27 protein-coding genes and 1 riboswitch are annotated in these 21,964 nt (G+C 39.8%); of the genes, 19 read left to right on the forward strand and 8 right to left on the reverse strand.

Annotated elements, in window-relative coordinates; translation table 11 throughout:
• Nucleotides 1-18: 18 nt before the first annotated feature.
• Nucleotides 19-801, forward strand: coding sequence for an IclR family transcriptional regulator (locus FS736_RS20125; RefSeq protein WP_144480692.1), 783 nt, complete (start codon nt 19-21; stop codon nt 799-801).
• Nucleotides 802-1,187: 386 nt separating this feature from the next.
• Nucleotides 1,188-2,972 (forward strand): L-lactate permease, encoded by a 1,785-nt coding sequence (locus tag FS736_RS20130; RefSeq protein WP_144480694.1) that lies wholly within the window; start codon nt 1,188-1,190, stop codon nt 2,970-2,972.
• Nucleotides 2,973-3,255: 283 nt separating this feature from the next.
• Here the strand turns inward: FS736_RS20130 and FS736_RS20135 are convergent, their stop codons facing one another.
• Nucleotides 3,256-3,585, reverse strand: coding sequence for a DUF3231 family protein (locus tag FS736_RS20135; RefSeq protein WP_144480696.1), 330 nt, complete (start codon nt 3,583-3,585; stop codon nt 3,256-3,258).
• 239 nt (nt 3,586-3,824) lie between these two features.
• Here FS736_RS20135 and FS736_RS20140 point away from each other — a divergent pair, with 239 nt between their 5' ends.
• From FS736_RS20140 to FS736_RS20155, 4 genes are all read left to right on the forward strand, one after another.
• Nucleotides 3,825-4,508 (forward strand): Na-translocating system protein MpsC family protein, encoded by a 684-nt coding sequence (locus FS736_RS20140; RefSeq protein WP_144480698.1) that lies wholly within the window; start codon nt 3,825-3,827, stop codon nt 4,506-4,508.
• Between the two features lie 257 nt (nt 4,509-4,765).
• On the forward strand, nt 4,766-5,038 hold the full coding sequence (locus FS736_RS20145) for a hypothetical protein (RefSeq protein WP_144480700.1): 273 nt from the start codon (nt 4,766-4,768) through the stop codon (nt 5,036-5,038).
• A gap of 99 nt (nt 5,039-5,137) precedes the next feature.
• Nucleotides 5,138-5,533, forward strand: a complete 396-nt coding sequence (locus tag FS736_RS20150) for a flavoprotein (RefSeq protein WP_144480702.1) — start codon at nt 5,138-5,140, stop codon at nt 5,531-5,533.
• Nucleotides 5,534-5,558: 25 nt separating this feature from the next.
• Entirely contained in the window at nt 5,559-5,927 is a 369-nt protein-coding gene (locus FS736_RS20155) for a YbaN family protein (RefSeq protein ID WP_144480704.1), read from the forward strand.
• 292 nt (nt 5,928-6,219) lie between these two features.
• Here FS736_RS20155 and FS736_RS20160 read toward each other — a convergent pair whose 3' ends face one another.
• Nucleotides 6,220-6,552 (reverse strand): cyclic-phosphate processing receiver domain-containing protein, encoded by a 333-nt coding sequence (locus tag FS736_RS20160; protein ID WP_144480706.1) that lies wholly within the window; start codon nt 6,550-6,552, stop codon nt 6,220-6,222.
• Between the two features lie 706 nt (nt 6,553-7,258).
• On the opposite strand from FS736_RS20160, the gene FS736_RS20165 reads away from it, so the two are divergent.
• Nucleotides 7,259-7,858, forward strand: a complete 600-nt coding sequence (locus FS736_RS20165; protein WP_144480708.1) for a methyltransferase — start codon at nt 7,259-7,261, stop codon at nt 7,856-7,858.
• Between the two features lie 125 nt (nt 7,859-7,983).
• Nucleotides 7,984-8,451, forward strand: a complete 468-nt coding sequence (locus FS736_RS20170) for a PaaI family thioesterase (RefSeq protein ID WP_395883626.1) — start codon at nt 7,984-7,986, stop codon at nt 8,449-8,451.
• Between the two features lie 43 nt (nt 8,452-8,494).
• Here FS736_RS20170 and FS736_RS20175 read toward each other — a convergent pair whose 3' ends face one another.
• Entirely contained in the window at nt 8,495-9,004 is a 510-nt protein-coding gene (locus tag FS736_RS20175; protein WP_144480712.1) for a hypothetical protein, read from the reverse strand.
• A gap of 141 nt (nt 9,005-9,145) precedes the next feature.
• Between FS736_RS20175 and FS736_RS20180 the strand changes: the two genes are divergently transcribed.
• Nucleotides 9,146-9,859 carry a nucleotidyltransferase domain-containing protein gene (locus tag FS736_RS20180; RefSeq protein WP_144480714.1) on the forward strand — a complete coding sequence of 238 codons (714 nt, stop codon included), beginning with the start codon at nt 9,146-9,148 and terminating at the stop codon, nt 9,857-9,859.
• A gap of 1,121 nt (nt 9,860-10,980) precedes the next feature.
• Here FS736_RS20180 and FS736_RS20185 read toward each other — a convergent pair.
• Complete coding sequence (locus tag FS736_RS20185) at nt 10,981-11,280, reverse strand: hypothetical protein (protein WP_144480716.1); 300 nt, start codon at nt 11,278-11,280, stop codon at nt 10,981-10,983.
• 256 nt (nt 11,281-11,536) lie between these two features.
• Here FS736_RS20185 and FS736_RS20190 point away from each other — a divergent pair, with 256 nt between their 5' ends.
• The 5 genes from FS736_RS20190 to FS736_RS20210 all read left to right on the forward strand — a co-directional run bounded on the left by FS736_RS20190 (nt 11,537) and on the right by FS736_RS20210 (nt 14,493).
• Nucleotides 11,537-11,911, forward strand: a complete 375-nt coding sequence (locus FS736_RS20190) for a hypothetical protein (RefSeq protein WP_144480718.1) — start codon at nt 11,537-11,539, stop codon at nt 11,909-11,911.
• 73 nt (nt 11,912-11,984) lie between these two features.
• Nucleotides 11,985-12,027, forward strand: a riboswitch (PreQ1 riboswitch).
• A 53-nt stretch (nt 12,028-12,080) separates the two neighbouring features.
• Nucleotides 12,081-12,737, forward strand: a complete 657-nt coding sequence (gene queC / locus FS736_RS20195; protein ID WP_144480720.1) for a 7-cyano-7-deazaguanine synthase QueC — start codon at nt 12,081-12,083, stop codon at nt 12,735-12,737.
• Nucleotides 12,737-13,213 carry a 6-carboxytetrahydropterin synthase QueD gene (gene queD, locus FS736_RS20200; protein ID WP_144480893.1) on the forward strand — a complete coding sequence of 159 codons (477 nt, stop codon included), beginning with the start codon at nt 12,737-12,739 and terminating at the stop codon, nt 13,211-13,213. Before queC ends, queD begins: the two co-directional genes overlap by 1 nt.
• Nucleotides 13,206-13,934 (forward strand): 7-carboxy-7-deazaguanine synthase QueE, encoded by a 729-nt coding sequence (gene queE / locus FS736_RS20205; protein ID WP_144480722.1) that lies wholly within the window; start codon nt 13,206-13,208, stop codon nt 13,932-13,934. The genes queD and queE overlap by 8 nt, the downstream gene beginning before the upstream one ends.
• 19 nt (nt 13,935-13,953) lie before the next feature.
• Entirely contained in the window at nt 13,954-14,493 is a 540-nt protein-coding gene (locus tag FS736_RS20210) for a VUT family protein (protein WP_144480724.1), read from the forward strand.
• A 61-nt stretch (nt 14,494-14,554) separates the two neighbouring features.
• Here the strand turns inward: FS736_RS20210 and FS736_RS20215 are convergent, their stop codons facing one another.
• Nucleotides 14,555-15,382: an SDR family oxidoreductase gene (locus FS736_RS20215; RefSeq protein WP_144480726.1), complete on the reverse strand. Its 828-nt coding sequence runs from the start codon at nt 15,380-15,382 to the stop codon at nt 14,555-14,557.
• Between the two features lie 112 nt (nt 15,383-15,494).
• On the opposite strand from FS736_RS20215, the gene FS736_RS20220 reads away from it, so the two are divergent.
• From FS736_RS20220 to FS736_RS20235, 4 genes are all read left to right on the forward strand, one after another.
• Nucleotides 15,495-15,785, forward strand: a complete 291-nt coding sequence (locus FS736_RS20220; protein ID WP_144480728.1) for a hypothetical protein — start codon at nt 15,495-15,497, stop codon at nt 15,783-15,785.
• A gap of 193 nt (nt 15,786-15,978) precedes the next feature.
• On the forward strand, nt 15,979-17,013 hold the full coding sequence (gene desA / locus FS736_RS20225) for a Delta(5) desaturase DesA (protein ID WP_144480895.1): 1,035 nt from the start codon (nt 15,979-15,981) through the stop codon (nt 17,011-17,013).
• A 122-nt stretch (nt 17,014-17,135) separates the two neighbouring features.
• Nucleotides 17,136-18,275 (forward strand): sensor histidine kinase, encoded by a 1,140-nt coding sequence (locus FS736_RS20230; RefSeq protein ID WP_144480730.1) that lies wholly within the window; start codon nt 17,136-17,138, stop codon nt 18,273-18,275.
• Entirely contained in the window at nt 18,272-18,871 is a 600-nt protein-coding gene (locus FS736_RS20235) for a response regulator transcription factor (protein WP_144480732.1), read from the forward strand. Before FS736_RS20230 ends, FS736_RS20235 begins: the two co-directional genes overlap by 4 nt.
• 27 nt (nt 18,872-18,898) lie before the next feature.
• Here FS736_RS20235 and FS736_RS20240 read toward each other — a convergent pair whose 3' ends face one another.
• A complete protein-coding gene (locus FS736_RS20240) occupies nt 18,899-19,273 on the reverse strand; it encodes a nucleotide excision repair endonuclease (RefSeq protein ID WP_023614140.1) in 375 nt (124 codons plus the stop codon).
• Nucleotides 19,274-19,487: 214 nt separating this feature from the next.
• Between FS736_RS20240 and FS736_RS20245 the strand changes: the two genes are divergently transcribed.
• Complete coding sequence (locus tag FS736_RS20245) at nt 19,488-21,044, forward strand: DEAD/DEAH box helicase (protein ID WP_144480734.1); 1,557 nt, start codon at nt 19,488-19,490, stop codon at nt 21,042-21,044.
• Between the two features lie 55 nt (nt 21,045-21,099).
• On the opposite strand, the gene FS736_RS20250 is transcribed toward FS736_RS20245, so the two are convergent.
• Both FS736_RS20250 and FS736_RS20255 read right to left on the reverse strand, forming a co-directional pair.
• Nucleotides 21,100-21,219: a DUF4023 domain-containing protein gene (locus FS736_RS20250; RefSeq protein WP_041965366.1), complete on the reverse strand. Its 120-nt coding sequence runs from the start codon at nt 21,217-21,219 to the stop codon at nt 21,100-21,102.
• 90 nt (nt 21,220-21,309) lie between these two features.
• A complete protein-coding gene (locus FS736_RS20255; protein ID WP_144480736.1) occupies nt 21,310-21,852 on the reverse strand; it encodes a histidine phosphatase family protein in 543 nt (180 codons plus the stop codon).
• Nucleotides 21,853-21,964 lie beyond the last annotated feature (112 nt).

Consider the following 21,964-nt stretch of genomic DNA (forward strand, 5'->3'; position numbering starts at 1 on the left):
TACATGAGGTGAGGGAAAGTGGAAAGGGAAAATGTTGTTAAATCAGTCAGCCGTGCACTTGATATCATCCAGTTGGTCAGTTTGAAAAAGGGCGGATTAGGAGTAACAGAGATTTCAAAACAAATAGATATTAATAAAAGCTCTGTTTACAGAATACTGTCAACTCTTGCTCAATATGGTTATATTGAACAAGACGAGTCAACAGGCCGTTATAAACTGGGGTATAAATTTCTGGAAATCAGCTCTAAACTGCTTGATTCAATCGATTTGAGAGCAGAAGCTAGACCATTCCTCCAGGAGCTGGAGAATGAGACTAATGAAGTCATCCATCTTGTCGTATATGATCAGGGAGAGGTCGTTTATATTGAGAAACTGGAAGGAACTGAGACATTAAGGATGCATTCAAAGGTTGGAAAGCGTGCTCCTATGCACTGTACATCCGTAGGAAAAGCGATTCTTGCTTATCAGCCAACTGCCATCGTCCAGGAAATCATTGACCGTAAAGGCCTGCCAATACACACAGATAAGACCATTACTGAAAAAAATGTCTTGTTCGAGGAGTTGATCCGGGTAAAAAAAGCGGGATATGCTCTTGACCTTGAAGAGAATGAAAGTGGAATCACCTGTATTGCCGTCCCTATTTTCGACCATCTTGGAAAAGTTGTTGCTGCTGTCAGTATTTCAGGACCATCAATCCGGATGACCGAGGAAAGACTTGAGCAGCTGAAAAAGAAGATGGTCAATGTGGGGCTGAGGATTTCTTCACGACTTGGCTACTCAAAACCAAATCAACTTAATTAAGAAGAGTCAAAAAATTTGTTCGATGTTATATCGGGCAAATTTTTTTGTTTTTTTAGATATAAAACCCAACCCGCATTTAACCTGCTGTTCTTTTGAAAAATCATCCATACCATTTAACTTCAAAAAATATTTAATCTTTGACAAAACATCTGTTTCCCAGCTTTATATGCAATTGAGACCTGTTAATTTATAAAGGCAAAAAAATCCTTTTATTAATATAATAATCTAAATTTTCTTAAAATTGTTGAAATTCGGACTGGATTGTTTGTATAATAAGAAATAGGTGTTATATAACATGAATCTTATAGTTATATAACAATGTTGCGTGATTCGCAACAATAGAATTCATTGTTTTTTATTATCAAACAAAAGGGAGATGGTGTTTTGTGAGTACTGGATTGTTAGCGTTTTTATCCTTGCTGCCGATTCTTGCGGTAGGTATTTTTCTGGTCGGACTAAGATGGCCAGCAAGCAAGGCGATGCCAATTTCATATTTGGTGGCCATAGGCCTTGCCTTGTTCGTATGGAAAGTGCCTGGTGCCAATGTTGGTGCTGCCTCAGTTCATGGGTTGATTGTAGCAGGAAATCTTCTTTACATTATTTTTGGAGCGATCTTGCTGTTGAACACTTTACAGGAAAGCGGCGGGATAAAAACAATCCGCCAGGGATTCACCGATATTTCAGCGGACAGAAGGATACAGGTTATCATTATTGCCTGGCTGTTTGGCTCGTTCATTGAAGGCTCCGCAGGATTCGGCACTCCAGCAGCGGTGGCTGTACCTTTACTGGTCGGACTGGGATTTCCGGCTATGGCGGCGGTAGTGGCCGGTATGGTCATCCAGAGTACCCCAGTCTCGTTTGGTGCAGTTGGGACTCCGATGCTTGTAGGCGTTTTTACAGGATTATCCGCAGACTCAAGCATCACGAGTGATTTCCTTGGCCTCGTGGATCTCATTGCTGTAAAGGTTGCTCTGCTGCATATGATTGCAGGAACCCTGGTACCATTGTTTGTTGTTGCCCTGATGACAAGGTATTTCGGGAAAAACAAATCGTTCTCGGAAGGAATCAAAGTCTGGAAATTTGCACTGTTCGCTTCGTTTGCGATGACGATTCCATATATAATTGTCGTGAACATCCTAGGACCAGAGTTCCCTTCAATGATTGGCGGCCTGGTTGGATTGGTGATTGTCATTTTTGCCGCTAAAAAAGGATTCCTGATGCCATCGAAAGAAGAAGAATGGGATTTTGAAGAAAAATCAAAGTGGGATGCTGAATGGATCGGCAATCTTGAAATCAAGGATGTTACCCATAAAAGCGGCAGCATGAGCATGTTTCGTGCATGGACACCTTATGTTCTCGTTGGTGTGCTATTGATCCTGACAAGGCTCAATTCCCTTCCGATAGCAGGGTGGTTTAAAGCATGGACCGTATCATTTGAAGACATATTCGGCTCAGGAATTACATCCAGCTTTCAGCCGTTGTACTTGCCGGGAACCATTTTCATCATCGTCTCCCTGATTACCTATTTCCTGCATGGAATGAATGCAAGCGCATACAAAAAAGCATGGTTCCAGTCCGGCAAAACCATGATTTCTGCTTCAACTGCACTTATTTTTACCGTGCCAATGGTTCAGGTTTTCCTGAACACCGGTGGCGGGGCTGCGGGATTTGATAAGATGCCGATTGAACTTGCAAATGGGGTGGCTGCCCTGGCAGGAGATAATTGGCCGCTGTTCTCAACCTTCATTGGAGGTATGGGCGCGTTTATCGCCGGCAGCAACACGGTCAGCAATATGATGTTCTCTTTATTCCAGTATAACGTAGGATCAAACATCGGTGTCGATCCTACCTGGATCGTTGCTCTCCAGGCAGTTGGAGGCGCAGCTGGAAACATGATATGTGTGCATAATGTGGTAGCTGCATCCGCGGTCGTTGGCCTGGTAGGAAAAGAAGGCGCTGTCATCAGGAAAACTCTCTTCCCATTCACATATTACGCATTGCTTACCGGATCGGTTGGCTACTCAATTGTCTGGTACTCACAAAAAGGAATATTCAACCTCGGTTCCTATATTGCCGTAGCCATCGCCGTTGCCGCGGTATACATCATTGCTACTAATAACAGAAGATCTGGTCTCTTATTGCAGGAGACACAGCCAGTGGTTAAACAGTAGAACTTTAGAAAGGGTCTCCATCAAGGTAACGGAGACCCTTTTTAGGATAGTTTTAACAAAAGTGTCTCCATCAGGAAAAAAAGGGAATAACCAAGGATTAATGCACTCAAGCGTTGAGTGCATTATTTTTATCATTATAAGACAGCAGACTCCCTCTTCAATCGAGAGAAGTTCATTTAGCCTTGAGATAAGGGGAGATGAATGTCGGTTGGCGAGAGCCAAAGCACTAACTGGCATGATATAATTGGAACATATGTTCCTGTTGGGCAGGGTGAGTTTAGTGCTAGTGAAAAAGGCGTTTAAGTTTCGTATTTTCCCAAACATCCCCCACTTCAAACGGTTCGAAAGAGCAGTTAAGTGGCGGGTAGTTCAAGTATTTCAGATGAAAGATATCAGAGAACTGTCTTTCTGATTTCAGATTGACATCCTGTTCTGTAAACCCATGCGTAACAGAAATGTTTTCATTGATGAACATCTCTTTGAATTTAGCGACATGCTGTTGTGAAAGTTCCAGTGCATGCTCCACCAATATTTTGATTTCTGGAACTTCAATGTTCTGCAAAAAATAATGCAGGACACATATTGACGTAGTGTCGCTTAAGTCGTGGCCCATATGAAGGATAAATCGGCTGCTGTCATTTTGATGGTATTATGATTGCTTTCCAAGATTCCGCCCCCTTTCATTCAAGAAGTACTATTCCCAATACAAATCATAAATATAACGATGAACACTAATTAAATGATACATAATTCAAGGGATAAATCCTAAATTTAAATACGATTCATAAATGGTTTTATTGCTCCTTAAAGAGGGAAAAACAAGGAGGAGTATATTGCATTGTGAGGTAGATTATGGATTTTGCTGAATTAGAAAAAGAAATCAGTGGATATATTGGACGTTTGTTGCGGGAAAACTTTGGGCGTGGTCCAGGCAATGTTTTTTGCACGATTTCAAGCCCGTTTGTTTCAATTTATATCACCAATTTCTTATCCCCAATGGAAAACACACTTATTTCAAATAAACAGAGTGTCTATGTGCAAAAAACAAGAGACTTAATGATGGAAACACTTGAAGAACAAATTAAATCATACATCGAGATGAATACGAAAGATGAAATAAAAGAGTTTTATTATGATTGGAATCTTGAAGCCAAATCAGGAATGTTCCTGTTTATTTTTAAAAATGACCGCCCTTATAACTTTGGATGCTTTGATAATAAAGACTTAATCGAAAACGAAACTGTCAAACTCAGTATGGAAATACAAAAGGCCCCAAAAGAAACTCATTGCAAGTTGTTAAATGAGCGTACTTTGATCATTGTTCGGCACGGTATCCTCATCAGTCTGGAAAAAGAATTCATCCAACTAGGCTTTTCGGAAACCTTGAAAATTGCAAAGCTAAATCTTGAAAAGAAGGTCATTAAAAATCATCGGGATTCCTATGAAAAATATCTTAATGCCAGGATCACCGATTATTTTGTGGACTGGAATTTCGAACAGGATAAAAGCTATACTTTATTCATTTTGAAGCCTTAATTAAAGATGAACTTGAATAAAAATAGATAAGATGTTACTATACTTATTAGGGTAATGATTAAGACTCTTAATCTTACTTAAAAACATTTTGTAAGTTTTATTCAAAAAATCAAATAAAATGACTTCTGATTGTAATGAATGGGCATAGAACCAGAACATAAGTCAGAAAAGGATTAATCTGATTAATCCTTTTCTGGCTTTTTTTATTGTCATATATTGGATTAAATAACTACTGTAAAGGATGATTTTACAACATAATGACTATCAGCAATAGAGATTTAATTTCATGTATTGAAAACTTTATTTCAGCAAAAAAGACGACTCTTTCGGATACACCGAATACAATCAAGAAAAAAGAGCTGGAATCCTATTTAGAAGAATTTGCGGCCGAGCAGGGCATTGATTATAAAAAAAAGGAAGAGCCGACCAGAACTAGCTATTCCTTTACCGTACAGGGACAAGAGGCACTCGTGGAATTTTTCTATCGGTACAGTCATTTTTACACCAGACATTCTATTACTCTTAAATAATCAAGCTGTTCCTATGGAGCAGCTTTTTATATTTTGTTATTGAATTAAACAGAATGGTATAGGATAATTTTGTCAATGTGCTTTAAGGGGGCAGGGAAATTGGAAAAGTCATTTAATCGCTTTTTTGAAGAATATCTGAAAGAATGGAAGAAGTCTTCTTTAACTCAATTTAAATCGATGATTTCAAGGGAATACCAGGCAAGAGAAGTAACACAGGGGAAAATTCATGATTTTGGATTTGATGAATCCATTCGAGGATGGGAGCATGGTTTCAATTTTGTCAAAAGCAACGGCGCAGTATGGGATTTAGCAGAAGTAAAGAGGATTCAGCTCAGGGAGCAAGAAATAATGGCAGTAATCATTGCGAAACTGGTTATTGACGGAAAAAAGATGGATACTTGTAATCTTTTCTTTCAAACATTCACTTATGATTTCGGCTGGAAGTTAATCAGGAGTTACATAGAGGCTGGCATTCCTGTAAGCCAGTTTGATTAGCGAAGTACCGCAAGGAGGATGAACGATGAACATCGCAGTAAAAGTTATATTGATCATCATTGGATCGCTCTCAATCATATTAGGAGTGATTGGGATCGTGGTTCCTCTTTTGCCTACTACCCCGCTAATCTTGTTAGGGGCAGCTTGTTATTTCAAAGCGTCCGATGAACTGTACAAAAAATTAATCCGGAATAAATGGCTGGGCGGGTATATAAAGGATTTCCGTGAGAAAAACGGAATCACGCTGAAGAACAAAATTTTAAGCATCAGTCTTATGTGGATATCGATAGCTGCAACATTGTTAATAGTCGATTTCTATTTTTGGCTTGCAGCTGGTCTAATTATTATAGCTGTAACAGTAAGTGCTTATATCCTATCATTCGATACTCTTTAAAGGCTGCCAAACCAGAGGGGAATTAAGCTTTTGCCCGGGACTCGTATTTTACAAAAATTTAATATCGATAATACAAGAAAGAGCAATGTGATCCATTGCTCTTTTAATCTTTTTTGATAATGAGTATTAAGTTCAACCAGAAATAATTAATATTACTGGATCATTATTCAGAAAAGGAATCTATTAATGAAAAGAGCGTCCATTAAATCAAAAGTGGCTGAATTAATTGTAAGCAAGGGGATTGTGGACATCTGCACTTAGGGAATGGATTTGTAGAGTCAAGTGATATGCATTAGTAATGCAGGGGCAGGGGGCGTAAATAAATATTGATGGTGTTGGGCATCAAGCTGTCTTTCTGAGCTTGTTTAAAACTGTTGAACATTGCCTTTCCTCCGGTATGGTTAGCGGAGTGGATGGTGATTCTTTCAGCGTAAAGTTGTTTAGTAATCATTATTTTCACGAGCATTAATCCATTCCTTACATGATTTGTAAGGTCATGGTCGAGTGAAAGATGGTCGATATCGTAATTATGAAGAAGGTACAGACATTCATCAATCGTTTCGGCCAAAATATAACCCTCTGGCGGTCGGCGGTAATCATCCATAAAAACACTTATTTTCTCCATTTCTAGCACTCCTTCCTAAAAGAGGGGTGACTAAGAAAAGTCGGATAGCCCAAAATTCTTTCTTAATCTAAAGCCTAACACATATCGCGACAAAAATGGACATTTTCAGCTTGGGAAATCCTTCTATTTTTAAAAATTTGTGTTTTATCTATTTTATTTGTGTTTTTTTAAGTCATGCAAAAATCTTTAAAACAATCAAAACCCCAATCAAGTTTATCGTCGGGGTTTAAAAATTGTTGGGCGGAAAATCCTAGCGAGCAGGCTCAGTTTGACCAGGCTGACAGGGTGAGATTTAAGGTGCAGCACCCTGATAAACTGAGTGTAAACTTTTTCATCATGGGAACAAGCCAGGGAGACCTTTTTAACAAACCATTGTAATAAATGAAGACCAGCAGGTTTTGGGCTGCTCGTTGTGCTAAAACGAAAATCTTCAGTTAAGGCAGTCAGCCATGGCATATCGACAATCCTGCTTTAATGCTTCCTTTTTAGAATACATTCGCTGCCCCCTGCTATATATATAGAAAAGTTATGTTTCTTCAAGACCTATAAGTTAAAATGTAGGTAGCTGAACAATACGATAATTTTACCTAAAGAGACAGGGAAATGAAAGAGTTGTTATATATAGATCCAGGCTCATGGATAAAATACAATATCCTGCGACTTGTTCAAGAAACCTGTATCCCTATTATGATTGGAGAACATGCTGATGAATGAGCAACAGTTTGATAGATTGCTGAATGTTGGAACCACGGGCCAACAGAAAGGATTCATGACATCCTTGCATTATCATCGTTATGAACCTACTCCATACGAGGCACTTGAGTTATTTTTTCAAGAGTATGAACTTAGTCGACATGATCAAATAGTTGACTTTGGGTGTGGTAAAGGGCGTTTGAATTTTTATCTTAATTATCGTTTCAATTCAACTGTCACTGGAATTGAAATGAATGAGATCTTCTATTCGGAAGCACTTGAAAATAAACTTAACTATTTGAAGAATCATCGTAACAGAGCGGATGCCATCCATTTTCACTGCATTTTGGCAGAGGATTATGAAATTTCCCTTGATGAAAATAAATTTTACTTTTTTAATCCTTTTACAGTGCAGATTATGATGAAGGTAGTTAAGAATATCCTGTTATCTTTTGAAAGGGAACCGAGGCAAATCGACTTGATTCTTTATTTTCCATCGGAAGATTATATTTTTTATTTGGAGTCGCAGACACCATTTGCACTGGTATTTGAATATGAATTACCGGATCCCAACCTGAATGAAAGATTTTTAGTGTACAGATTGAACCCTTAAAGCAAGTTTTAAAGAAATGAAAGAAATTAGCAAAATCCTGCTTTTTAAAGGGATTTAACCGTGAATAGAGAAATTATTACTGAATAAGGATTGATAAGGGAGGAAACAAATTGGAAGAGAAAGTGATGAATGCAATACAGGATGATTACCCAGAGGATTTTGCCTGGTGTTATGGCTGCGGAAGGATGAATGAACACGGCCATCATTTCCGTACAGGTTGGAACGGTGAAAAGACAATAACAATATACAAACCCAAAAAAGAACATATGGCATTACCAGGTTTCGTATATGGCGGTTTGATTGGTTCGCTGGTGGATTGCCATGGCACTGGTTCAGCTGCCCTCTACCTGCATCGGAAAAATGGTAACGAACCAGGTAATGGGGCAGAGCCTCCAAGGTTTGTAACAGCATCGCTTCATGTCGATTTCCTGAAGCCAACACCTAATGGAATCGAATTGAAAGCAATAGGAACCGTCCGCGAGATTCATCCAAAGAAATATCGCGTAGAAACAGAAGTATATGCTGGAGAAACATTATGTGCTAAAGGGGAAGTAGTGGCTGTTGTCATGCCTGATACTTTTTTAGAAAAATAATGCGTGAAAAAGACCCTGTTCACCCTCAGGGTCTTAAATTTGATTATTTCACAGGTTCAAGCAAATTTGTCGGGAGAAAACCTTCTTCGCCTGAATCCTTCATTTTCACCTTTGTGCGTCGGAGGTCTCTTTCCACAATTTCTGCTTCACTTCCCTGCTTGATTTCCTTGACATCTTGATCTTTTACGATCTTGTCCACTCCTTCTACATCATTCAATTCAATCAATTTATAAAGTTCATCATAAGCTTCTGCTGAAAGTGCAAGATAGGCATCTTTTTGGACTGTGGCCGTATCTCCGGACTGCAGGGTGTTATCCTTTACTTCCTGTTCACCTTCCTTGTAGGTATCCTTCATGTTCTGGATGATTCCCGGTGTTTCTTCTTTTACTTTATCAACGACTTCTTTTGACTTTTCCTCGGTTGCTTTCGCGGCATTTTTTGTTTCTTCTTCTAATTGTTTTGCTCCCTGTTCAGCTTCATCATTGCTGCATCCAGAGATCAACATAACTGCTAATCCAGCAGGCAATATCCATTTTTTTAATGAAACGGTCATAAGTAAAATCCTCCTGATCCCACTATTCGTATATTGTAAGATACCACTCAGGTTAGCAATTAAAACATCCATGCTACATCGACAAATACTCAATATTGGATAATAATACCTTTATACATTATTTTCGAGGGGGGGATTTGCATGAAAGGGAAAAGAGGACTATCTCCACTTGCCACAGCCAAGAAATTCATAGATGACCGGTTTCCTGACTGTGACGCAGCGCTTCTGGCCGGGAGTGTAACCAGGGGGGAAGCAACCGAAACCTCCGATTTGGATATGGTGGTCTTTATAAAAGATATTCCCTCAGCATACAGAGAGTCATTGGTCGCATATGGGTGGCCAATTGAAGTATTTGTACATAATCTGCACACCTGCAGAGAGTTTTTTCAAAACGATATTAGCAGGGCGAGGCCCAGTTTGCCCAGAATGGTTGCTGAGGGAGTGGTCATCAGAAATAATGAATTACTGGCTGAAATAATCGATGAAGCGAAAAGTATCATTGAAGAAGGTCCTGCCGAATGGACGCTGAAAGAGATCGAGTTCAAGAGATATTTCATCACCGATACTCTGGATGATTTCATCGGGACAAATAATAAGGCAGAAGAACTCTTCATTGCCAATGGTTTGGCTGACCAACTTCAAGAATTTATTTTAAGGACCAACAAACGGTGGATCGGCAAGTCAAAATGGGTAGTGAGGGAATTAATAAGATTTGACCCTGAATTTACTGAAAGATTTATTGGATCGTTCGAAATATATTACAAAACCGGAAACAAGCAAATGATCATAAAATTGGCGGAGGAAATATTAGAAGAATACGGTGGCAGATTATTTGATGGTTTTTCAATTAGATGAAAAAGCAGCCATATTATTGACTGATTTAGATTGCTTATTCTCAGTCTTTTTGAATCTTGACAGGTTTGAAGGAGTAGTGTGAAAAGCTGTCAAAAACCCGTCGTTATTTTGACAGGTTGGATGGTGTAGAGAGAAAAGTTGTCAAAAATCCATCGTTATTTTGACAGGTTTGAAGGAGTAGTGTGAAAAGCTGTCAAAAACCCGTCGTTATTTTGACAGGTTTATAGTTGTAGAGCAAAAAGCTGTCAAAAATCCGTCGTAATTTTGACAGGTTTGAAGGAGTAGTGTGAAAAGCTGTCAAAAATCCATCGATTTTTTGACAGGTTAGATGGTTTAGAGCGAAAAGTTGTCAAGAATCCATCGTTATTTTGACAGGTTTATAGGTATAGAGCGAAAAGTTGTCAAGAATCCATCGTTATTTTGACAGGTTTATAGGTATAGAGCAAAAAGCTGTCAAGAATCCATCGTTATTTTGACAGGTTATATGGTGTAGAGGGAAAAGCTGTCAAGAACCCGGCGCTATTTTGACAGGTTTATAGGTATAGAGCAAAAAGCTGTCAAAAATCCGTCGTAATTTTGACAGGTTGTGAGGTGTAGAGCAAAAAGCTGTCAAAAATCCGTCGTAATTTTGACAGGTTGTGAGGTGTAGAGCGAAAAGCTGTCAAAAATCCATCGATATTTTGACAGGTTAGATGGTGTAGAGCGAAAAGTTGTCAAGAATCCATCGTTATTTTGACAGGTTTATAGGTATAGAGCGAAAAGCTGTCAAAAATCCGTCGTAATTTTGACAGGTTGTGAGGTGTAGAGCGAAAAGCTGTCAAGAATCCATCGTTATTTTGACAGGTTATATGGTATAGAGCAAAAAGCTGTCAAGAATCCATCGTTATTTTGACAGGTTATATGGTGTAGAGAGAAAAGCTGTCAAGAACCCGGCGCCATTTTGACAGGTTATATGGTGTAGAGAGAAAAGCTGTCAAGAACCCGTCGCTATTTTGACAGGTTTATAGGTAGAGAGCAAAAAGCTGTCAAGAATCGGTCGTTATTTTGACAGGTTAGATGGTCGCGAGCGAAAAGCTGTCAAAACCACGTCGTTGTTTTAAAATAAGCTTTTCAAATGGAATTTAAGCTTTGTAAATTGTGAAGGCAGCTATGCAAAAACAGCTGATGATAATGATCTCAATCGTGAGAAGGTACCAAATCCCTTCAGAAGCGGCAGTTCCTGCCATCGGTGCCGTGAATCCCATGATTAAACCAATTAGATATCCAGTCAATATTGTTTTGTAGTTAAATAGATTTCCAAATAGAATCCCTGATAAACCTCCAATAATCACGGAAAGCAACGCGGCCTCCAGGAAGTGTAAAGGATTTAAGTTGATAAAAATCAGCCCCGTTCCCAGCGCTAATCCGGCGGCGGCCACCATCGTTATATTCCTGCCCAGGTGTAAATCGATATACATTCTACGATTGTACAAATAGATATATAGAATATAAGCTGATAAAAAATTTATTGGATAAAAAATCACAATCCACTCCGGCAAGATTCATCACCTCTACATTCACTTTATTCATTTACGGAGAGGAGGTGCTAACAATTAGAATGGTGCTAGTCGTTTGTTCTTAACCCGTTGTAATTTATAATAAATAAAATGAATAGTTTAAACTGAAAGGATGTTCTTTATGGATGAAATAGTTAAAAAGCTGCGATTTAAAGAAGGCAATGCATTGGTATTGAATGCACCAGATGGATTCCGCTTAGGGGTGGAAGGTGAACAGCAGAGTGATAAAAATAATTTCTTACTTTTGTTCGTGAATAGTAGTGACGAAGTCAGGGCGTGGCTGCCAAAGGCGCTGGAAGCTTTAAAGGAAGATGCAGTTTTCTGGATTGCATTCCCGAAGAAGAGTTCAAAGGTTAAAACAGACATCAACCGCGACTCTCTTTTTGCGATCGTAAGCGAACTATCTGATTATAGAGCTGTAAGCAATGTCTCCATAGACTCAAAGTGGTCAGCTCTCCGATTCAGGCAAGAGCACCTGGTGAAAACCAAAAAATGACGGTATAAATTTAGCTTTCCTTTTATAAAATGTATGATAAAATGAATAAGTCAAAATTACATATTCCGTCTATACGGAAGAGGTTCTAGCTACCCTCTCAAAAAAACTAAGGGAAAACAGTACTGCTGTCTTAGTGGTGCTGTTTTTTCGTTGTAAAGGAGAATTTTTTATGAAAAACGAGAAAGCTGTTGTCGTTTTCAGTGGCGGGCAGGATAGTACAACATGCCTGTTTTGGGCTTTAAAAGAATTTAAAGAGGTTGAATTAGTGACATTTGATTACAACCAGCGTCACAGGACAGAAATTGACTGTGCGAAGGACATTGCAAGTGAACTTGGAATCAAGCATCATATCCTCGATATGGGACTGCTGAACCAATTAGCGCCAAACGCATTGACCCGGAACGAAATTGAAGTGAAAGATGGAGAGGACGGGGAGTTGCCGTCCACGTTTGTTCCAGGTAGGAACTTATTGTTTTTATCATTTGCTGGTGTTCTTGCGAGTCAAATCAACGCAAAACACATCGTAACAGGTGTTTGTGAAACGGACTTCAGCGGCTACCCTGATTGCCGGGATGTTTTTATAAAATCAATGAATGTTACCCTTAATCTTTCAATGGATGATAACTTTGTCATCCATACACCTTTAATGTGGCTGAATAAGGCGGAAACCTGGAAGCTGGCCGATGATCTTGGCGCAATGGAATTTGTCAGGACAAAGACATTGACTTGCTATAACGGGATCATCGCCGATGGATGCGGGGTATGCCCTGCCTGCAGGCTGCGGAAGAAAGGACTGGATGAGTTCCTGGAAGGAGCTGAGTCATGATGTGCGATTTCCGAATTGTCGACCAGCTTCAAAAAATAGATGAAGATATAAAAAGAGGACAGTTAAAATATCACTCAAAACGTGTCCTTGTCAGCAAGGAATTTACCTTTGATGCCGCCCATCATCTTCATGAATATGATGGGAAATGCAAAAATCTGCACGGACATACGTATAGAGTCATCTTCGGTCTGAGTGGTTTTGTTGATGCCCGCGGTCTAATGATTGATTTTGGTGACATAAAGGATATTTGGAAGACAGAAATAGAACTATACCTTGACCACAGATATTTGAATGAAACCTTGCCGCCGATGAATACGACGGCTGAAAATATGGTTGTCTGGATTTATGAACAAATGGCAAATGCTCTGGCAAACAGAAAGCACTTGTATGACGGAGCTAAGGTTGAATTCGTCAGACTCTATGAAACTCCTACAAGCTATGCAGAAGCAAGACGGGAGTGGATGAAGATTGAGTAAGATTCCCGTTATGGAGATTTTTGGGCCGACCATCCAGGGTGAGGGAATGGTAGTAGGCCAAAAAACAATGTTTGTACGTACCGCAGGGTGTGACTATTCATGTGCCTGGTGTGATTCAGCATTTACTTGGGATGGGTCCGGAAATGATTTAATCAGGCAAATGGATGCAATAGAAATTTGGAATGAGCTCACAACACTAGGTGGAGAAGGGTTCTCATATGTTACGATTTCAGGAGGTAATCCAGCGTTACTGAAAAACTTGTCGAGTCTTGTTAATTTGCTAAAGGAAAAAAATATTAATATATGCCTGGAAACCCAGGGCAGCAAATGGCAGGATTGGTTCCTGGATATTCAAGCGCTGACCCTGTCGCCAAAACCGCCTAGTTCAGGGATGAAAACTGATTTTTATGTCCTGGATAAAATTGTAGATCCTTTGGCTGAAAAAGGCGCATTACAAAATGTAAGCCTGAAGATCGTAATTTTTGATGACATTGATTATGATTACGCTAAAATGGTGCATACACGATATCCTGCACTATCTTTTTATCTGCAGGTAGGGAATGATGATATTGTTACCGAAAACCGCCAGGAGCTTGCGGTTTCATTGGTCGATAAGTATGAATGGCTGATTGACAAAGTGATGAATGATAATGAAATGAAGAATGTAAGAGTTCTGCCGCAGCTTCATGTGTATATTTGGGGAAATAAAAGAGGGGTTTAAATAAACAGGAGGTAAGATTATGAGAATCTTTTTATACTTGATTTCAATTATAACTGCCAACGTGATTACAGCGGCACTTGCACCACTTCAGTTTGGTATGTTCATTGTGCCGATGGGTACATTATTGATAGGAGCCACATTCATTTTCCGTGACCTTGTCCAAAATAAGTATGGCCGAGCGAAAACATACATGTTCATTGGCTTGGCTCTTGTATTATCAGCAATTGTTTCTTCGATTCTTGGTGACACTCTTTGGATTGTATTCGCTTCGGCTTTGAGCTTTGCTGTTGCTGAGACGACCGATACTGAAATTTATACGAGGCTAAAACTGCCAATGAGCTGGAGAATCTTCTATAGCGGATTGGTTGGCGGACTGTTGGACTCAATCATATTCGTCGTGCTAGGATTGAGTCCTTTAGGAGCAAACTTCCTGCCATGGGAAGCCGTCCCTGCTGCGATTTTAGGCCAAGTCATCGTAAAAACCATCATTCAGGGAATCGGTGCCATGCTGCTTAATCCAATCAATCATATTTTCAACAATAAAGCAATGTCTAACTAGAGAAAAGGTGCCCAATCTATTGATCGGGCACCTTTTTTATGAAAAGAATCTGCTGGGAGGATTACATATTCAATTTTTTAATAACGATTTTTTCAATCATTTTCCACGGAAGAAGATTTTTTAAAAACAAGGTATTCTTGATGCCTTTACCAATTGGATATCTCAATTGCGGGGAGTTTGCGGATGCAATTCCAGAAACAAGCCTGGCAACATCCTGAGGATTCCCATAACTGGCTTCAGCGGTTTTTAGTTCTTTCATAATCGCTTCCATAGAGGATTCATATGGTGATTGGTCATGCATTGGAACTGCTTCAATGCTTTTCCATATATCCGTTTTAAAGGAACCAGGTTCAATCAAAATTACATCGATTCCAAAAGGCTTTAACTCCAGCCTTAAGCTTTCACTGTATCCCTCCAGAGCATGTTTCGATGCTGCGTAGGCAGACAGGCCTGGGAATCCAAACCTTCCGCTGATGCTGCTCATATTTATGATTTTTCCATACCTTTGCTGACGCATAAAAGGGAGGACGGCCTGAGTGACAGCAATCACTCCAAAAAAATTCGTTTCAAATTGTTTTCGATATGTGTCCACCTCAAGTTCTTCTGAAAAGCCACCTTGTGCATAGCCGGCATTATTGACTAGCAGATCTACTGAATCCAGTGAATGCACGAACCTCTTGAATTCTTGGATTGATTCATCAATCGTAACATCCAACTGAAATAATTGAATCTGATCTGTCACTTTTTCAGCCGCTGCAAGCTCCAACAAATGATCTTTCTTTTTTAGATTCCTCATTGTGGCAGTCACATGATAGCCTGATTTGGCCAGTTCAATTGCGATCAATTTTCCAAATCCGCTTGAGGAACCCGTAATAATTGCATGCTTCATATATTCTCACCCGCCAGGACAGCTTTTTATCTCATTCTACATTGATAAAGCTCAAGTTGCGATGTATCTTTACGGCCAGCATGGAAAAAATGAATTACTGTGGGTTTGAAGGATGGTGAAGAAAAAAGTGACGAAGGAAGAGAGTTTAAAACTATTGGCTTTAATCGAATATATTTATCCGGTAGTGACAGTTAAGAGCGAAACAATTTTAGCTTGGATGTCTATTTGTGATTCTTTGAAATATAATTTCACATTTGAAAATTTGGTTAAACATATAAGGGTAAATCCGTATCCGCCAACTTTGACAGAAATGATTGATGGCACCGGAAATGATCGAACAAGTTTTGGCTGGGTGAAGGAATATTCGATAAGAGATCAAAAGCGGAATAAACCAACTACATAGAAAAAATTATTAGTAAATGTTAGTACCAGATAATAATCATAAATCCTTGATATTCCAACCTTTTTATTGTAAAAACAAAACGAAACATGACATTTATCATATGTCATACATGACACCTGCTACTGCACAAAACCATTTCCCTTATTTATAATTTAATTAACTAAGAAATCCGAAAGGGGAATTATTGAACAAGATGACAACTAACAACGCAAAAGAACTTAGAAAACAGGTCGCCCCTTATGAAAATTCAAACACTAAAATGAGTATTATTCAAATAGTCAACACTGTCATTCCATTTTTGGCATTATGGTATTTTGCCTATCAAAGTCTGTCGATTTCCTATGGATTGACACTTGTGCTTGCGGCTGCTGCTGCTGGTTTCATGGTCAGGATCTTCATCATCTTCCATGACTGCACGCATCATTCGTTCTTCAAAAACCGTACTGCGAACAAAGTTGTCGGAACCCTCACCGGAGTACTGACTTTGTTTCCCTATAGCCAATGGGGCCATGACCATGCTGTCCACCATGCAACCAGCAGCAATTTGGACAAACGCGGAACTGGCGACATCTGGGTGCTGACAGTCGATGAATATATGGCTGCTCCTGCGTGGCAGAAGCTTGCGTACAGATTGTACCGCAATCCATTCGTAATGTTTGTATTGGGGCCAATTTACATCGTTTTATTCAAGAACCGTTTTAACCGCAAAGGTGCCAGAACGAAGGAGCGCCTTAACACTTATTTGACAAATGTTTTGATTTTTGGAATTTCTGGCCTCCTGATTTGGGCAATTGGCTGGAAGGCATTCTTAATGGTAGAAGGGCCGATTTTCTTCATTGCCGGGATGTTTGGCATCTGGCTGTTCTATGTACAGCATACATTCGAAGATTCTTATTTTGAAGAGGATAAAGACTGGGAGTATGTAAAAGCTGCCGTGGAAGGAAGCTCATACTACAAGCTGCCAAAAGTATTGCAGTGGATCACTGGAAATATTGGCTACCACCACGTTCACCACTTAAGCCCTAGAGTCCCGAACTATAAGCTTGAAGAAGTTCATAATAATACGAAGCCATTGCAGAATGTGCCGACCATCACAATTTCAACCAGCCTGACTTCCTTGCGTTTCCGTCTTTGGGACGAACGAAAGAAGCAATTCATTAGCTTCAGGGAAATGAAAGCATTGCAGCAAAGCAATAAGTTGACGACTCAGACAAAACCGGAACTATAAAACTCGCTCCCCTAATTCTGGATGTATAAAGGCATCTTGAATCAGGGGAGTAATTTTTTGTAATTATATCCATTTCCATTATGATAGAATAGAATCAGCAATCATAAAGCAGAGGTTTTTATATGTTTAAAAGGTATTTCAATTCACTTAGAAGTACAGGAATTTCCCCATACATATGGACTATACTCGGTATTCTTCCCTTTTACTTCATTTGGCAGATGCCAACTATGGCTGGGAAAGCGGCAGGAATCATCCTGACTCTGCTGTTTTTTCTCGTATACTGGCTCGCATTTGTCTCAAGAGGATGGACAGTATACCTATGGACGTGTATCCTGATCGGTATTTCCATTGCATCTGCAAGTCTTTTCAGCTATGTTTATTTTGCATTTTTTATTGTTTATTTTATTGGGAATATAAAAGACCGTATTCCGTTTCTAGTTTTATATTTCATTCACCTGGTAGGGACATCGATTGTCATCAATTTTGAAATCGTCCTCCAGGAAGAGTTCTTTATAAAACAGCTTCCTATCATTGTGATTGTGTGGATCAGTGTGATTCTGCTTCCTTTCAGCATTCATAACAAAAATGAAAGAGGAGAGCTCGAAGAAAAGCTTGAGGATGCAAATAAGCGAATTTCGGAACTTGTTAAGCTTGAAGAGCGTCAAAGGATCGCCAGGGATTTACATGATACTCTTGGCCAAAAGTTGTCATTAATCGGATTGAAAAGTGATTTAGCCCGCAAATTGATCAATAAAGATGCCGAATTGGCAAAAGAGGAATTAAAGGATGTTCAGCAGACGGCAAGGACTGCCCTGAATGAAGTAAGAAAAATGGTGGCAGAAATGAGAGGGATCCGCGTCCGTGACGAGCTCATCCACATCAAACAGATTTTAAAAGCAGCGGAAATCAAGTTTGTCGGAAATGAAGAAGATTTTAATCTCAACAACGTATCTTTGCTTTCTGAAAATATCCTAAGCATGTGCCTTAAAGAAGCAGTTACGAATGTTGTTAAACATAGTTCAGCAACAGAATGCAGCGTTTCCATTCGGCAAACAGAAAATGAACTTGCTGCTGTAGTGAGCGATAATGGAGTCGGCAATATTACGGAAGAGGACCTCTACAAGGGCAGCGGGCTACAGGGCATGAGGGAACGACTGGAATTTGTGAATGGCACACTTGATATTCTTTCAGATAACGGTACGAATCTTAAAATTAAAATACCTAAAGTATTGAAGCAAACCGATAGGGAGGACCAGCTATGATACGTATTGTCATTGCCGAGGACCAGCGCATGCTATTGGGGGCATTGGGGTCTCTGCTGAGTCTTGAAGATGATATGGAAGTCGTTGGCAAAGCGAGCAACGGGGAGGAAGCAGTTGCACTGGCCAAAGAGATAAAACCGGATGTATGTGTGATGGACATTGAAATGCCTGGAAAAACCGGACTTGAAGCGGCGGAAGAATTGAAAGGGCTGGGCTGCAAGATTATCATTTTAACCACGTTTGCCCGATCCGGGTATTTTCAGCGAGCGTTGAAAGCAGGTGTCAGCGGGTATTTATTGAAGGATAGTCCTTCAGAGGAACTGGCGAGCACAATCCGGAGTGTGATGGGAGGAAGACGAGTGTTTGCCCCTGAACTCATGGATGATGTATACAGTGAGGAAAATCCGCTGACCGAACGTGAGATGGAGGTCCTTGAACTTGTGGCCGATGGCAAAAACACAAAGGAAATTGCCGGACAGCTCAGCATTACAACAGGCACGGTCAGAAACTATATTTCCACAATCCTGGATAAACTTCAGGTTACAAACAGGATAGAAGCCATTACCCAGTCAAAGGAAAAAGGCTGGTTTAAGTAATAAGAAGAGCCTGCATGCAGGCTCTTCTTATTTATAAAATACCTTATCGATATTATACTTGGCTTTAAGTACGTTAATAGCATAGGTTTCATAAATTTCTCTGTCGATTGGATCTACCACAGTTATGACTGCAATTTTGTTCACTTCATGACGATGGTTTTTAATTGGGGAGACATTATCCTCGAAATGTTTTTTTACACGTGGTCTAAGCTTACGTGCTTTTCCTACGAACATCAATTCATCGTCAGCGTCAAAGAACATGATGATTCCGCCTTTATCCCTTGGGATCCGGTGGTAATCAGTAAAACCATATTCACTGCTGATCACAGCTTCAACTTTTTCTCCTAATTGCTTGCTTCGTGTGATGACTACGTCTGGTGCTGGCAGTTCAATTTTAATCACTTATAATCACTTCCTATTCTTCAATTAGTAAATCGTACCACAGGCAATATCTAAAATCCACATATTATTATTTTACCCAATAGTAGAAGCTTGACAACTCAGGTGAATCTGAAAAATCATTTGCAATATAACCTTGATATTTTCTAACATAAACAGCAATAATGAGAAGGGTGGTTGGGTTCATCCAGCCGAATAAAGAAAGCAGGGATTTATATTGAATCATTTTAAATCATTAGGTATATCAGAATATATTGCAGACACATTAAATCGGAATGGGATTTCTGAGCCTACTTCAATTCAGGAAAAAGCAATACCATTATTGCTGGATGGCAAGGATGTGATTGCCCAGTCTCAGACAGGTACCGGTAAGACTTTCGCTTTTGTGCTGCCCATTATAGAAAAAATCGATATTCATAATCCGAATATACAGGCATTGATTGTTACACCTACGAGAGAGCTTGCTTTACAGATTACCCATGAAATCAAAAAGCTGACGGATGATATAGAAGGAATGAATGTTCTTGCTGTATATGGTGGACAGGATGTAGAAGCGCAGCTGAAAAAACTAAAGAAAAACATCCATATTGTCATCGGTACTCCAGGGAGATTGCTTGACCATATCCGCAGGGAGACTGTCGATTTTTCCAAAGCCGCGTTTCTTGTACTTGATGAAGCGGATCAAATGCTTCATATCGGTTTCTTGAATGAGGTTGAAGAAATCATCAAGCAGACGCCAAAAACAAGACAAACATTGCTATTTTCAGCGACAATGCCTGATGAGATCAAAAGGCTGGCTAAACAACATATGTTCCAGCCTGAGTACATCCAGGTTGAGAAAACCCAGGCTCCGCTAAAAAATATCAAACAAATGGCCATCAGTTCAACGGATCGGTCCAAGCAAGGTGATTTGATTGAATCTTTAAGATCCTATCAGCCATTTCTGGCGGTGATTTTTTGCCGGACGAAAAGAAGGGTAAGCAAGCTGAACGATGTGTTAAAAGCAAATCATTTCAATTGTGATGAGCTGCACGGTGACCTGTCCCAGGCGAAAAGGGAGCAGGTAATGAAGAAGTTCCGTGAAGCAAAGATTCAGTACCTTATTGCCACCGATGTAGCAGCAAGGGGACTTGATGTAGAAGGTGTCACCCATGTATTCAATTATGACATTCCCCTTGATACCGAAAGTTATATCCATCGGATCGGAAGGACAGGAAGAGCAGGCAATGAAGGACTCGCGCTAACCTTTTATACAGCCAAAGATCGATCATTATTGGAACAAATTGAATCGGAACTCAACATCAGGATCGAAAAGAAAAATATGGGGAATGCCAAAAGAGATGAAGATCAATCAGGAGATAAGAGAATCTCTAAAACGCATAAAGCTGGCGACTATAAAGGAAGGAATTCAGGCTTGAGGCGAAGGGGTAACAGTAAACCTGAAAGAGATCATCGAGGCGAAAAAATAGCCGATAAAAAATCATCCTCCCGCAATGGCAATCGTCCCTCACGCATGGAAGGTCAACAACGCACAGAAAGGGAACAGCCATCGTCAAGACGGGAACAAAGAAGGAAAGCAGATAGCCAGGGATCAAGAACAAACCGTCCAGACGAAAAAAGAGGTGGACAGGCTGAAAATCCATCAAGAAACGGACGGACAAGGAGCAACATAGGAGAAAAGCCTAAAAGGGATAGCAGGAACATAACCAACTCCAGTTCATCGACAGACCGAATGGGTCTCAAGAGCAGTTCCAGAAACCGCCGAAAAAGATAACATGAAAATAGACCGCTTTTAAGCGGTCTATTTTTAAAATGTGATGCAAGTATCTTTAATGTTGTTTGTTAGGAAGCTTGTCACTCGGGTTTTCTTTTCCCTGGCGCTTTCTATTCTGTTCATCTTTTCGCTGCTTATCATGCAATTTTTGGACAAATTCGTGTGTGTTCTCCATTTCCGTACCTCCTCATATAACTGGCTCGTCGTTACTTTTTCCATTACAGAGCCGGTTCATTCATGCGCATTCATAAAAAAAGACGCCTAATTATCGCGTCTGGTTGTCAAAAATATAGACTAGGGCATTTTCAGGCTTGTTGAATTTGGGGCCTTTAAAACCTCTTTTTAGCATTTCTTTTCTCAAAAACATCATGATTCCACCATGCCCTACAATCAAAACATCTTCGTCAAGTTCCATTGCCTGATCCAAAACCTTGTTAATCCTTGCAATGACTTCCTGTTTACTTTCCCTCTGAGATTTATGTCCAAAAAACCACGCAATCCTTATTAAGGATACGTGAAGCCAAAGAGGAAGCCGTAAATCAGAGGGGATGACTGGATATATCGAGATTTCTCTAAGTTCCTCCAGAAAAATAATATCTCCATCATAAGCCTTATATGCAGTGGTTTTTGCCCTTGGTAAATCACTGGAATAACACTTACTCCATTTTTGACCTTGATGATCGATTCCTACTTCCTCGATACTTGATTCATTATACTCTTGCTGCCATGACAGCAGCTCCTGGGAAGTCACAAACTTTGCAGGATAGCCTAATGTCACTTTAAAATGACGTAATAACCCAATCTTCATAAATTACCACCTAACAATTTTATCATGATAATTAATTCAACGAATCACTTGAAATACCTGCTTAAATTATTTGGTTAGTAACAATAAGATGAGGAACATTAAGGGCAGGGGT

The sequence above is a fragment of the Cytobacillus oceanisediminis 2691 genome, assembly GCF_007678455.1.
Lineage (GTDB): Bacteria > Bacillota > Bacilli > Bacillales > Cytobacillaceae > Mesobacillus > Mesobacillus oceanisediminis_A.

Coding starts and splice junctions, on each gene's coding strand:
- FS736_RS20135 (WP_144480696.1), bottom strand. CDS start 3,585: ATGGGCCACGACTTAAGCGACACTACGTCAATATGTGTCCTGCATTAT.
- FS736_RS20145 (WP_144480700.1), top strand. CDS start 4,766: ATGACTATCAGCAATAGAGATTTAATTTCATGTATTGAAAACTTTATT.
- FS736_RS20155 (WP_144480704.1), top strand. CDS start 5,559: ATGAACATCGCAGTAAAAGTTATATTGATCATCATTGGATCGCTCTCA.
- FS736_RS20230 (WP_144480730.1), top strand. CDS start 17,136: ATGTTTAAAAGGTATTTCAATTCACTTAGAAGTACAGGAATTTCCCCA.
- FS736_RS20160 (WP_144480706.1), bottom strand. CDS start 6,552: ATGGAGAAAATAAGTGTTTTTATGGATGATTACCGCCGACCGCCAGAG.
- FS736_RS20235 (WP_144480732.1), top strand. CDS start 18,272: ATGATACGTATTGTCATTGCCGAGGACCAGCGCATGCTATTGGGGGCA.
- FS736_RS20175 (WP_144480712.1), bottom strand. CDS start 9,004: ATGACCGTTTCATTAAAAAAATGGATATTGCCTGCTGGATTAGCAGTT.
- queC (WP_144480720.1), top strand. CDS start 12,081: ATGAAAAACGAGAAAGCTGTTGTCGTTTTCAGTGGCGGGCAGGATAGT.
- FS736_RS20255 (WP_144480736.1), bottom strand. CDS start 21,852: ATGAAGATTGGGTTATTACGTCATTTTAAAGTGACATTAGGCTATCCT.
- FS736_RS20190 (WP_144480718.1), top strand. CDS start 11,537: ATGGATGAAATAGTTAAAAAGCTGCGATTTAAAGAAGGCAATGCATTG.
- FS736_RS20250 (WP_041965366.1), bottom strand. CDS start 21,219: ATGGAGAACACACACGAATTTGTCCAAAAATTGCATGATAAGCAGCGA.
- FS736_RS20185 (WP_144480716.1), bottom strand. CDS start 11,280: ATGGTGGCCGCCGCCGGATTAGCGCTGGGAACGGGGCTGATTTTTATC.
- FS736_RS20210 (WP_144480724.1), top strand. CDS start 13,954: ATGAGAATCTTTTTATACTTGATTTCAATTATAACTGCCAACGTGATT.
- FS736_RS20220 (WP_144480728.1), top strand. CDS start 15,495: ATGGTGAAGAAAAAAGTGACGAAGGAAGAGAGTTTAAAACTATTGGCT.
- FS736_RS20215 (WP_144480726.1), bottom strand. CDS start 15,382: ATGAAGCATGCAATTATTACGGGTTCCTCAAGCGGATTTGGAAAATTG.
- FS736_RS20170 (WP_395883626.1), top strand. CDS start 7,984: ATGAATGCAATACAGGATGATTACCCAGAGGATTTTGCCTGGTGTTAT.
- FS736_RS20140 (WP_144480698.1), top strand. CDS start 3,825: ATGGATTTTGCTGAATTAGAAAAAGAAATCAGTGGATATATTGGACGT.
- desA (WP_144480895.1), top strand. CDS start 15,979: ATGACAACTAACAACGCAAAAGAACTTAGAAAACAGGTCGCCCCTTAT.
- FS736_RS20180 (WP_144480714.1), top strand. CDS start 9,146: ATGAAAGGGAAAAGAGGACTATCTCCACTTGCCACAGCCAAGAAATTC.
- FS736_RS20165 (WP_144480708.1), top strand. CDS start 7,259: ATGAATGAGCAACAGTTTGATAGATTGCTGAATGTTGGAACCACGGGC.
- queD (WP_144480893.1), top strand. CDS start 12,737: ATGTGCGATTTCCGAATTGTCGACCAGCTTCAAAAAATAGATGAAGAT.